Raw genomic sequence first — 11,257 nt, 5'->3', positions numbered from 1 at the left:
AGCATCGCCTTCCAGAGTGCGGCGCTGCTGCAAGCCATGAGCCGCGACGCGGTCAACGCGGGTGGCTCACCGGTGGCTGAGCTGCGAGTGGACGGTGGCTCTTGCGTCAACAACTTGCTGATGCAAATCCAGGCCGATTTGCTGGGCATCCCCGTGGTGCGGCCGAAGGTGATCGAGACGACGGCGCTGGGTGCCGCTTACCTCGCCGGTTTGTCGTGCGGTGTGTACAGCAACCTCGACGAACTCAGCGCGCAGTGGCAGGTGGACCGCACCTTCCGCCCGACCATGTCGCGCACCCGCGCCGAAGAGCTGATGGCGCAGTGGGAGCACGCGGTGCGCAAGACCACGGCGGTCTGAGGCGCAACCCGCGTGCGCGCGCGCCGCTTGCGCGCCCAGATAAGCACGCCGGTGACGCACAACATGGCGATCAGCACGCCCATGATCGACATCAGCACCCGGCCGGTGGTGCCGATGATGCGGCCCGAGTGCAGCGGGAACATGCTCTGCATGAAGATGTCGCCCGCGCTGCCGGTGCCGGGCACATCGGCGCCCGCGGCAGCACCGGTGCGGGCGTCGAAATACAGCCACGGGTTGCCCAGGCCGCCATCGCCGTGGCTGTTGGCCACGTTGTAGAAGCCCACGCCGACGATGCCGAAGGTGGTGGAGGTGAAGAGGCCACCGGGTGGGTCGGTCCAGCCCCTGCGCTGCGCCTCGGCGTGTGCGAGTGCGATCACCTGCTCGGGCGTCACCCTGGGCTCGATGGGCTGCTCGGGGGCGGCCGGTGCGCGGCTGGCAAAGGGCGAGGGCGACAGCTCGGAGAACCAAGACACCACCGGACGCATCACCTGGTCGCGCAGGTTCATGCCCACCGAGGTGATGGCGAGCACCAGCACCAGCCCATACACCCACATCGCGCCCGAGCGGTGCAGGTCGAAGGTGAGCTTGTGGCCACCACCCTTCCAGCGAACGGCAAACGAGCGCCGCCAGGCGGCCCAGCGAGGGAACGAGATCCACAGCGCGATCAAGGTGTCGAACACCCAGGCGATGGCGATCAGGCCCATCAACCACATGCCGAACTCGATGCCCACGCCCTCGGGGATGTGCATGCTGTAGTGCAGCTTGTAGAGGAAGGGCAGCAGGTTCTCGCGCGCGAGCGAAACCTTGCCCCACTCGCGCCGGCCCTGGACCTCGGCGCTCACCGGGTCAAGGGCGACCTGGTTGTAGCCCGGCTCGAAAAGCTTGCCGGTGGCCGGGTTCACACGCGGCGCGACCGAGGCCACGAAGGTGTGGCCGGGTTCGATCTGCAGCGGCATGAAGGTCACGCGAACGCGCGGGTCGGCGGCCTCGACACGATGTGCCAGTGCGAGTGGCGACATCGCAGCGCCGCTGCTGCTGCGCGCCTGGTAAAGATGCGGGTTCAACCACGCGTCGAGCTCGTGGTCCCACGAGATCACGGCGCCGGTGGCGCCGGCGATGAAGAGGAACAGCGCAGCCGCCAGGCCGAACCAGCGGTGAAGAAGAACGAGGGTGATGCGCACGTGTGGCCTCGGCGGAGTTGTCAGTAGGCCCAGTTCAGGCTCAGCTTGGCGCTGCGCGGCTCGCCGTAGTAGCCCTGGCTCCAGTACAGGCTGTTCAGGTACTTCTCATTGGTCACGTTGCTCAGGTTGAGCCGGGCGCTCCAGTGGTCGTTGAAGTCGTAGCGCGCCATCAGGTCGAGCAAGGCATACGCGGGTTGGCGGATCACGACACCACCCGCCTCGTCGCGGTGGACCGCGGCGCGCCAGCGCAGCGTGGCGCCGAGCTTGAGCGCACCGAGCGCACGCCAGGTGCCGGCGAGGCTGAGCTGGCGGCGCGGGGTGAACGTGCGGGCGGCGGCGCCGTTGGCGTCCTTGATCGACAGTTGGGTGTAGCCCGCCAGCACCTGCACACGTGGCGTGAGGGCGCCCGACAGTTCCAGCTCGATGCCTTGCGAGCGTGTGTCAACGCCTTCGTAGATCTCGTTCACGCCTTCGGTGCGGCTCCAGGCGGCGAGGTTGTCTTGACGCGACTTGAAGACGGCCACCGAGGCGTTGAGCCGCCCGCCCAGCCATTCGCCCTTGACGCCCGCCTCCAGCGCCTTGCCGTGGACGGGCGAGAGAGGCTGCAAGTCGGCACCGAGCTCGCTTTGTGGCTTGAAGATGGCGGTATGGCTGGCGTAGAGCGAGTAGTGCTCGCTGAGGTCGAACACGGCCCCGAGGTAGGGCGCGACCTTGTGCTCGTCGCGGGCCCGAGGGTCGCCGTAGCTGGTGCCGGAACCCTTCAGCCAAGTGGCGTTGGCGCCGACGATGAGCTTGAGCGGGTCGATGGGGTGCAGGCGCGTGGCGGCATAGAGGCTGTGCTGGCGGTCGCGGAAGTCGCTGCCGTCGACCGGGTCGCCCCACGCCGGCTCGGCGAAGTCGCCGTTCCATGTGGAGAGGTCGGGCAGCGGGTCGCCAATGGGCCCGTAGGCCGATTGGTCGCGCAAGGTGGAGCGCGCGCTGCTGGCGCCGACGATCAGCTCGTGCTCGCGGCCCGCCAGGCGGTAGGGGCCGCTCGCTCGCAAATCGAGCACGTCTTCGCGCTGGTCCATGTGGTAGAGCGACGGCCACGTGGCCAGGCCGCTGCCGGTGCTGCGGTCGGGCGTGCCGTACACATAAAAGAGCTTGCCGCGCGCGGTCACTTCGGTGTGCATGAGCCGCGCCGTCGCTTGCCAGCCGTTGCGCAAGTCATGGCGCAGCTCGGCGTGGCTCACGTCGGTGTCGGTGTTCCAGTAGGTCCACTCCGGCGCCGTGCTGGTGGAGACGTCGTAGTCGGTCGGCGTGCCGTCGGTAAAAACGAGTGGCAGTGCGCCCCACATCGTGCCGCGCGGCCGGTTCTTCTGCTGTGTATGGCCCACGGCGAGCACGGTGTGCTCGCCGATGTCGGCCTCAAGCACGCCACTCCACACGGTCTTGCGGTGGTGGTAGCGGTCGAGGTAGGCGTCGCGGTCTTGCGCGGCCAAGACCAGCAGCCCGCGCAAGCTGCCCGCGTCGTTGAGGGGGCCGGAGACCTGTGCGTCCAGCCGGCGGTCGTTCCAGGACCCGAGGCTCAGCCCGGCCGAGGCGCGCAGCTCGCGCGTGGGGCGCTTGCGCACGAAGTTGACAGCCGCCGAAGGGCTGCCCACGCCGTTCATCAGCCCATTCGCACCACGCACCACGTCGACACGCTCGTAGACCGCGGTGTCGAGGTCGCCATGCCGCAGCCCGTAGACCAGCGGCATGCCGATGCCGTCGATCTGGAAGTTGACGATGTCGAAGCCTCGGGCGGTGTAGTAGCTGCGGTCGGTCTCGATCTTCTCGACGGTCACGCCGGTGGCGAGCGTCAGCGCGCGGTCGATGCTGTCGAGCTTGAAGTCGTCCATCAGCGTGCGCGTGATCACCGACACCGATTGCGGCGTGTCGCGCAGCGTCTGGTCCAGCCCGGTCGCGGAGCGGCTTTTGCGCGCACCGTACGACTCGACCTCGGAGGTGTGGGCCTTCACGCGCACGGCGGACAGGGTGGTGGTTTCAGGCGCCGAGGAGGCCTCGGCGGGCGCGGTGACTTGGGCGTGGGCGCAGGTTGCGCCCAGCGGGCCCAGGACGAGGGGTGCGAGCAGTGCAAGGGCGTGGGCGTGGCGCCGGGGTGCGCGCGGAAACGTTTTGTTGTTGTGCATTGACGTGAGGCGGTGGGAGAACAGGAAACGGGAAAGGCCGGGCGCGAAGCACCGGGTTTTCAAGGTGCTGCCGAGGGCTCGCCCGCGGTGGTGGGCACGAGTGCGAGCAGCGCCCGCTTGAGGCCGGTGGCGCTCGGGCTTTCGACAAAGATGCAGCGCTTGCCGGTGCGCTTGCAGTGGTCTTTGACGCGCCAGTAGGCGTCGTGGCTGATGCAGCCGGTCTGGCAGATCACCAGGTCGGCGGCAGCCAGCGTGGAGTCGAGCTTGGCGGGGCTGTCTTCGTCGCCGCCGTCGTGGTGCAGGAAGCGCCCGCCGGTGCGCTCGATCAGGTGGCGGTACACCGGCACGCTGGCGGGGCGGCCGCCCACGCAGAGCACGGCGCGGTCGCCCAGGCGCATCACCGCTTCGGGCGCATCGGCCGGCTCGGCGACCACGGCGTCGCGGCGCAGCAGCTCGTCGCTGAGTTTGTTGTGCAGGCGGCGCTGGCGTTCGGCCTCTTGCTGGGCCTGCAGCAACGCCCGCTCCAACTGGTGGATGCGCTCCACCTGGCGCTCGTTTTCGCGCGCCAGCTCGAAGCGGCCCTTCAAGCCGGGTGCGGCGGCTTCGAGTGTTTGCAGGTCTTCGCGCAGCGTGGCGATGGTGGTGTCGCGGCCAATGAGTTGCGCGCGCAGTTGCACCACCTGGCCTTGTTGCTGCTCGATGCGCTGGCGGTGTTCGTCGGCCTGGCGTGTGCTGCGTTGCTGCGCGGCGCCCAGCTCGCGGGCGAGCACGGCGTTTTCGTCGATCAGGCTCTCGAAGTGCTGCAGGTCGACACGGCGTGCCATGCCCACCTGGTGCTGCAGCATGTGCACCTCGCCCAGCACCTGGTGCTCGAGCGCGGGGGTGCAACGTGCGTGGGTCAGCGTGGCCCAGAAGACGCCGGCCAGGTCTTTTCCTTGCGACGATTCATGCCACCAAGCGGCCAGCGCTTCGGTGGTCTTGGCCTGGGCGGCCTGGCGCAGCGGCAGCATGCAGCGGCGGTCGAGCTCACGTTGCACCGCTTCGGCGATGGGCGTGCGCAGGCGGCACTCGGCGATCACGCCGCAGTGCAGCTCGTAGTCGTCGGCCAGGGCTTGGCCGGTGAGAACCTTGTCGACCAGGCGGCGCAGCGCGGCGATCGGCATGCACACGCCGACGACGGGGCAGTGGGCGTGGCTGTCGAGCTCCCACAAGCGGCGGCGCCGCGAGCCTTTGGACGGTGGGGTGGTCGACAACACCGTGGCGCAGGTTTCAGCCGCGGCCTGGCGCACCAGGGTTTGGAGTTGGTCGGGGTCGGTTTGGCACATGGTCAATCTCCGGTGGGGGCGCTCAGTCGTCACGGCGAGTGACCAGGTCGCAGCGCAGGCGCTCCAACATGGCCAGCGGGATGAGGCGGCGAAACGCGTACTGGTCGTGTGCGCAGCCCAGCGAGGCGCTGGCGCCGGCCAGCAGCGCCACACGCAGCGGCGCAGGGAACTGGAAGCGCAGAAAGTGCACCGCCGAGGGCCGCGTGAGGTGGCGGTCGGGCAGGTCTTCGTTGGCCTGCGCCAACACGCGCGGGTGGTGGGGCAGCTCGATGTAGAGACGGTGCGCGGCTTCGTTGAGCTGGGGCAACTCGCGGGCGCGCTCCACCGCGTCGGGCAACTCGATCAAGAGCGTGGCCTTCCAGTTGTTGCCGTCGGGGAGCAAGTGGGCGTAGGTGTCGGTCTCGTGCTGCAGGTTGGCGCCGGGTTCGGCGCGCAGCACCTCTTGAATCTGGTGATGCACCGTCAGTTCGTCTTCGAACTGCAGCCACATGCGCGGCCCCAGCGCGAGGCTGCGCTCACAGCGGTGGGCGATCAGGTTTTGCCGGTGTTTTTCACGCTCGCGGGCAGGCGGCGCGCAGAGATGGGCCATGGTCCAGTCCGTCTTCTTGAGGGAAGCACGGCTGGCGGCAAGGCTGGCGTATGCAGGGCGCCTGGATGAAAAAAGGGCCGGTGAGACGGCCCTTTTTGTTCAGGGTGACGGGACTTTAATGCGAATGGTTCGCATTTGCAAGCAAGGCCTTTGCTCAGTCTTCCAATTCAGCCTTGGCCATCTCCACATCCAGCCGCTCCATCGCGTCCAACGGCACGCTGGCGGCCGCGTCGGCATAGAGCTTCTCGGCTTCTTTCATTCTCTTGTCGCCTTCCAGCATGACCAGCCCGTTGGCGTACTCGACCATCGCGATCGCCGACGTGGGGTTGAGCTTGAGCGCGGCCTTGAAATTGGTGAGCCCGGCGTCTTTGCTCGCGCCTTGGGTGCGGCCCAGCAGCGAGCCCACCTTGTCGATCACCTCGGCGTGAAACGCACCCAGCGTGATGTGCGCATCAGCATGTTTGGGCTGCAGCTCGATGGCGGTCTCCAACGCGGCTTTCACCTTGCTGCCCAAGCCTTGGGCGAGTGCCTTGGCGACGCTGATGCCCTGGCTGTAGCGGCCCAGCGCGTAGGCGATCTGGTAGTGGGCGTTGGCGTTTTTCGGGTCTTCTTCGGCCTGCGCTTCGGCGCGGCTCGCCACTTCGAGGAAGAGCGCGAACTTGGTCTTTTCGCTCTTTTCCAGGTAGTTGGCGTAGATGGATTGCGACTTGTTGGCGACCGTGATGCCCGCACCGCCCGCCTTCAAACCGGCCTCGGTGGCTTTCTGGAACTCACCGGCGTGGAACATCGCCCAGGCCGCCAGCACCTTGTCGTCTTTCGGCAAGGGCTCGGCGTCGCCCGCGTGCAGCCGCGCCCATTTCTTCTTCAACGTGGCGGCGTCGTAGGTGTACTCGGCAGCGTCGTAGGGAAAGGCAGTCCACTTGGCCATGGTGTTGTCTCCGGTTTTGGGGTCAGGGCTTTTGATAGTTGCCGACCAGGCCGAGCAGGTGCTCGCGCTGGCCGGGTTCGAGGTAAGGCAGCAGCAGGCTCAACACGTGAAAGGCGCCACGCAGCAAGGCTGCGCCGGCGCTTTCGGGCTCGAGCGCGTTGCGCGGGTCGCGCACATATTCGTAGCTCAGCCAGTAGGTCAGCACCACCACCATCGCGGTGGCCGTGGGCTCGGCTTCGCGGGCGTTGATCTGGATGGCGTTGCCGCGCGACAGGCCGTCGAGCACCGCCTTCACCGCCAGTGACTTGTTTTTCAGCACCGCCTGGAAGTGCGTTTCCAGCGTGCGGTTCTTGCTGAGCAGGTCGTTCAGGTCGCGGTAGAGAAAGCGGTAGCGCCAGATCAGCTCGAACAGCATGTGGAAGAACAACCAGGCGTCTTCGACATTGCGCACGTCGTCGGCGGCATGCAGCAGCTGGTTGAGTGCTTCTTCGTAGCGGCCAAAGAGCGTGTTGATCAGCTCGTCTTTGGCGGGGTAGTGGTAGTAGAGGTTGCCGGGGCTGATGCTGAGCTCGGCCGAGATCAGCGTGGTCGAGACGTTGGGCTCGCCGAAGCGGTTGAACAGCTCCAACGTCACTTCCAGGATGCGCTCTGCCGTGCGGCGCGGCTTCTTGGGGGGAGGGGCCATTGTTGTCTCGTGGTTCTTGTATCGAGCCTGGCGGGGAATCTAGCACCAGACCGAGGTTTCGACGCCAGCGAGAAAAGAGCCGCCTGCCTACAATCGCGCCCCTTATGCCCGCCATCTCGTTCCAGAACGTCAGCAAAACCTACGCAAGCGCTGGCCGCGAGGTACGTGCCCTGGACGGTGTGAGCTTCGACATCCAGCCCGGTGAATTTTTCGGTCTGCTGGGGCCCAACGGCGCCGGCAAGACCACACTGATCAGCATCCTGGCCGGTCTCACGCGAGCCACGGGCGGGCAGGTTCTGGTGCACGGCCACGACGTGGTGGCCGACTACGCGGCCGCCCGTCGCCAGCTGGGCATCGTGCCGCAGGAGCTGGTGTTCGACCCCTTCTTCAGCGTGCGCGAATCGCTGGTCATTCAAAGCGGCTACTTCGGCGTGCGCCACAACGGCGCCTGGATCGACGAGCTGCTCGCCGGCCTGGGCCTGGCCGACAAGGCCAACGCCAACATGCGCCAGCTCTCCGGCGGCATGAAACGCCGTGTGCTGGTGGCGCAGGCGCTGGTGCACCGCCCGCCGGTGATCGTGCTCGACGAGCCGACGGCGGGGGTGGACGTCGAGTTGCGCCAGACGCTGTGGCAGTTTGTCGCCCGTCTGAACAAGGAAGGCCACACCGTTTTGTTGACCACCCACTACCTCGAAGAAGCCGAGGCGCTGTGCGGCCGGATTGCGATGCTCAAGCAGGGCCGTGTGGTCGCGCTGGACCGCACCTCGGCGCTGCTGGCCGGCACGGCGAGCACGATGATGCGCTTCAAGATGGACGCGCCGCTGCCACCCTCGTTGATGGCTCAAGCGCGTGTGACCGGCCGCATCGTGCAGGTGACGGCGCACGATGCCGCGGAGGTCGAGCAGGTGCTGGCTACTTTGCGCGCCGCCGGCTGTCAGCCTGAAGACCTGGAGATCGGCCGGGCTGATCTCGAAGATGTGTTCCTTGAAATCATGAAGGTGACCGCGTGATCGCAGCCCTGTCGGGTGCGCGCACCCTCATGTACAAAGAAATGCTGCGCTTCTGGAAGGTCAGCTTCCAGACCGTGGCCGCACCGGTGCTCACCGCCGTGCTGTACCTGCTGATCTTCGGCCACGTGCTCGAAGGCCGCGTGACCGTGTTCGGCGAGGTGGGCTACACCAGTTTCCTCATCCCCGGCCTGGTGATGATGAGCGTGCTGCAAAACGCGTTTGCCAACAGCAGCTCGTCGCTGATCCAGAGCAAGATCACCGGCAACCTCGTCTTCCTGCTGGTCACGCCGCTCAGCCACTGGGCCTGGTTCGTGGCCTATGTGGGGGCCTCGGTGGCGCGGGGTGTGGTGGTGGGCCTGGGCGTGCTGCTGGTGACGGTGTGGTTTGCCCCGCCGCCGGTGGCCAACCCGTTGTGGATCATCGTGTTCACGCTGTGCGGTGCGGCCATGATGGGCGCGCTCGGGTTGATCGCCGGCCTGTGGGCTGAAAAGTTCGACCAGATTGCCGCCTTCCAGAACTTCATCATCATGCCGATGACGTTTTTGTCGGGCGTGTTCTATTCGATCAAATCACTGCCGCCGTTCTGGCAGACGGTGAGCCACCTGAACCCGTTTTTCTACATGGTCGACGGCTTTCGGCATGGGTTCTTCGGGGTGAGCGACGTATCACCTTGGACGAGCCTGGCGGTGGTGGCAACAAGCCTCGCGGTCGTCTGCTCGCTGTGCCTTCACTTGCTGCGAATCGGCTACAAGATCAGACACTGAGATAATCCGCGACATCATGGCTGAACCCACCCCCGCCGAAGTCGAGCGCTACATCGCGCAAGGCCTGGCCTGCGATCACTTGCAGGTTGAGGGTGATGGCCGCCATTTCTTTGCCACCATCGTGTCGGCCGAGTTCGAAGGCAAGAGCCGGGTGGTGCGCCACCAGCGGGTTTACCAGGCGCTGGGCGATAGAATGCGCGAGCAAATCCACGCCCTGTCCATGAAGACGCTGACCCCAGCCGAGTGGGCTGCAAGCCCCGCTCCGGCCTCCACCCACCACCACTGAAACCCGCCGCAGTGTTCACTGCGGCTGGCGGGCCTGCGCCAGCGGGTTCGAGAGCCGGGGTGGTCATTGGGGCAGCCAAGAAAGTCTTATCCCATGGACAAACTTCTGATTCGCGGTGGCCGACGGCTCCAGGGCGAAGTCACGATCTCTGGCGCCAAGAACGCGGCGTTGCCCGAGCTGTGCGCTGCCTTGTTGACCGCCGAGCCGGTGACGCTCACCAACGTGCCGCGCCTGCAAGACGTGAACACCACGCTCAAGCTCCTGCGCATGCTGGGTGTGGCCGCCGAGCGCAATGAAGCCGAACCCGACACCGTCTCGATCAACGCCGCCAACGTGAGCTCGCGCGAAGCGACCTACGACCTGGTGAAGACCATGCGCGCTTCCATCCTGGTGCTCGGCCCGCTGCTGGCGCGTTTTGGTGACGCGAAGGTGTCACTGCCCGGTGGCTGTGCCATCGGTTCGCGCCCGGTCGACCAGCACATCAAGGGCATGCAGGCCATGGGGGCCGAGATCACGGTCGAGCATGGCTACATCCATGCCCGCGCCAAGCGGCTGAAGGGTGCCCGCATCACGACCGACATGGTCACGGTGACCGGCACCGAAAACCTGCTGATGGCCGCCACGCTCGCCGAGGGTGAGACGGTGCTGGAAAACGCCGCGCAAGAGCCCGAGATTCCCGACCTGGCCAACATGCTCATCGGCATGGGCGCCCGGATCGAAGGCCATGGCACCAGCAAGATCCGCATCCAGGGTGTGGAGCGTTTGCACGGGGTGAACCACCGCATCGTGCCGGATCGCATCGAAGCCGGCACCTTTCTCTGCGCCGTGGCAGCCGCCGGTGGTGACGTGGTGCTGCGGCGTGCGCGTGCCGACCACCTCGACGCGGTGATCGACAAGCTGCGCGATGCCGGCGTGAGCATCGAGGCGGGCGCCGACTGGATCCGCGTCAGAGGCGACAAGCGCCTGAAGGCGGTGGGCTTTCGCACCAGCGAGTACCCGGCTTTCCCGACCGACATGCAGGCGCAGTTCATGGCGCTCAATTGCATTGCGCTGGGCACGGCCAAGGTCACCGAGACCATCTTCGAAAACCGATTCATGCACGTGAACGAGCTGGTGCGCCTGGGCGCCAAGATCGAGGTCGATGGTCACACGGCGGTGGTGCATGGGGTGGATCAGTTGTCGGGTGCGACTGTGATGGCCACCGACCTGCGCGCCTCGGCCAGCCTGGTCATCGCCGGTCTGGTGGCTGATGGAGAGACCGTGGTCGAGCGCATCTACCACCTGGACCGTGGTTACGACCAGATGGAAACCAAGCTGCGCGGCATTGGCGCCGACATCGAGCGAATCAAATGATTACTCTGGCTCTCTCCAAGGGACGCATTTTCGAAGAGACCTTGCCGCTGCTGAAAGCCGCCGGCATCGAGGTGCTCGAAGACCCCGAAAAATCGCGCAAGCTGATCATCGGCACCACCCGCCCCGACGTGCGCGTGGTGCTGGTGCGCGCCACCGACGTGCCGACCTACGTGCAATACGGCGGCGCCGACCTCGGCGTGGCCGGCAAAGACGTGCTGCTCGAACACGGCGGCCAGGGCCTCTACCAGCCGCTCGATCTGCGCATTGCCAAGTGCCGCATGAGCGTGGCGGTGCGTGATGACTTCGACTACGCCACCGCGGTGAAGCAGGGCTCACGCCTGCGTGTGGCCACCAAGTACACCAGCTGCGCACGCGATCACTTTGCCGACAAGGGTGTGCACGTCGACGTGATCAAGCTCTACGGCTCGATGGAGCTCGCGCCGCTGACCGGCCTGGCCGATGCCATTGTCGACCTGGTGTCGACCGGCAGCACGCTCAAGGCCAACCACCTGGTCGAGGTCGAGCACATCATGCAGATCTCCGCCCGCCTGGTGGTGAACCAGGCGGCGCTGAAAGTGAAGCGCGAAGCCATCCGCCAGATCATCGAC

11 protein-coding genes and 1 pseudogene are annotated in these 11,257 nt (G+C 66.4%); 6 read left to right on the top strand and 6 right to left on the bottom strand.

Annotation, left to right across the window (positions count from 1 at the left end; translation table 11 throughout):
- A partial coding sequence (locus tag RMO40_RS09545; protein WP_309719674.1) for an FGGY-family carbohydrate kinase occupies positions 1-357 on the top strand: 357 nt, incomplete at its 5' end.
- Between the two features lie 8 nt (positions 358-365).
- Here the strand turns inward: RMO40_RS09545 and RMO40_RS09540 are convergent.
- The 6 genes and pseudogenes from RMO40_RS09540 to RMO40_RS09515 form a co-directional block, all read right to left on the bottom strand.
- Positions 366-1,538, bottom strand: a pseudogene (locus RMO40_RS09540) (PepSY-associated TM helix domain-containing protein); the annotation flags it as partial.
- Between the two features lie 20 nt (positions 1,539-1,558).
- Complete coding sequence (locus RMO40_RS09535) at positions 1,559-3,709, bottom strand: TonB-dependent siderophore receptor (RefSeq protein WP_309719666.1); 2,151 nt, start codon at positions 3,707-3,709, stop codon at positions 1,559-1,561.
- A 59-nt stretch (positions 3,710-3,768) separates the two neighbouring features.
- Positions 3,769-5,034: a DUF2325 domain-containing protein gene (locus tag RMO40_RS09530; protein WP_309719662.1), complete on the bottom strand. Its 1,266-nt coding sequence runs from the start codon at positions 5,032-5,034 to the stop codon at positions 3,769-3,771.
- 22 nt (positions 5,035-5,056) lie between these two features.
- A complete protein-coding gene (locus RMO40_RS09525) occupies positions 5,057-5,623 on the bottom strand; it encodes a DUF3501 family protein (protein WP_309719660.1) in 567 nt (188 codons plus the stop codon).
- A 154-nt stretch (positions 5,624-5,777) separates the two neighbouring features.
- A complete protein-coding gene (locus RMO40_RS09520; protein WP_309719658.1) occupies positions 5,778-6,551 on the bottom strand; it encodes a hypothetical protein in 774 nt (257 codons plus the stop codon).
- Positions 6,552-6,573: 22 nt separating this feature from the next.
- Entirely contained in the window at positions 6,574-7,236 is a 663-nt protein-coding gene (locus tag RMO40_RS09515; protein ID WP_309719655.1) for a TetR/AcrR family transcriptional regulator, read from the bottom strand.
- A gap of 104 nt (positions 7,237-7,340) precedes the next feature.
- On the opposite strand from RMO40_RS09515, the gene RMO40_RS09510 reads away from it, so the two are divergent.
- The 5 genes from RMO40_RS09510 to hisG form a co-directional block, all read left to right on the top strand.
- Positions 7,341-8,246, top strand: a complete 906-nt coding sequence (locus RMO40_RS09510; RefSeq protein WP_309719652.1) for an ABC transporter ATP-binding protein — start codon at positions 7,341-7,343, stop codon at positions 8,244-8,246.
- 29 nt (positions 8,247-8,275) lie between these two features.
- Positions 8,276-9,010 (top strand): ABC transporter permease, encoded by a 735-nt coding sequence (locus RMO40_RS09505; protein ID WP_309719681.1) that lies wholly within the window; start codon positions 8,276-8,278, stop codon positions 9,008-9,010.
- Between the two features lie 16 nt (positions 9,011-9,026).
- Positions 9,027-9,296, top strand: coding sequence for a BolA family protein (locus RMO40_RS09500; protein WP_296687587.1), 270 nt, complete (start codon positions 9,027-9,029; stop codon positions 9,294-9,296).
- A 93-nt stretch (positions 9,297-9,389) separates the two neighbouring features.
- Positions 9,390-10,649 (top strand): UDP-N-acetylglucosamine 1-carboxyvinyltransferase, encoded by a 1,260-nt coding sequence (gene murA, locus RMO40_RS09495; protein WP_309719645.1) that lies wholly within the window; start codon positions 9,390-9,392, stop codon positions 10,647-10,649.
- The coding region (hisG, locus tag RMO40_RS09490) for an ATP phosphoribosyltransferase (protein WP_309719641.1) at positions 10,646-11,257 on the top strand (612 nt) is incomplete at its 3' end. The genes murA and hisG, both read left to right, overlap by 4 nt.

The sequence above is a fragment of the Rhizobacter sp. genome (genome assembly GCF_031412075.1).
In the GTDB taxonomy this organism is placed as follows: domain Bacteria; phylum Pseudomonadota; class Gammaproteobacteria; order Burkholderiales; family Burkholderiaceae_C; genus Rhizobacter.
The sequence above is the reverse complement of the archived record's forward strand: the minus strand, read 5'-3'. Positions and strand labels throughout refer to the sequence as shown.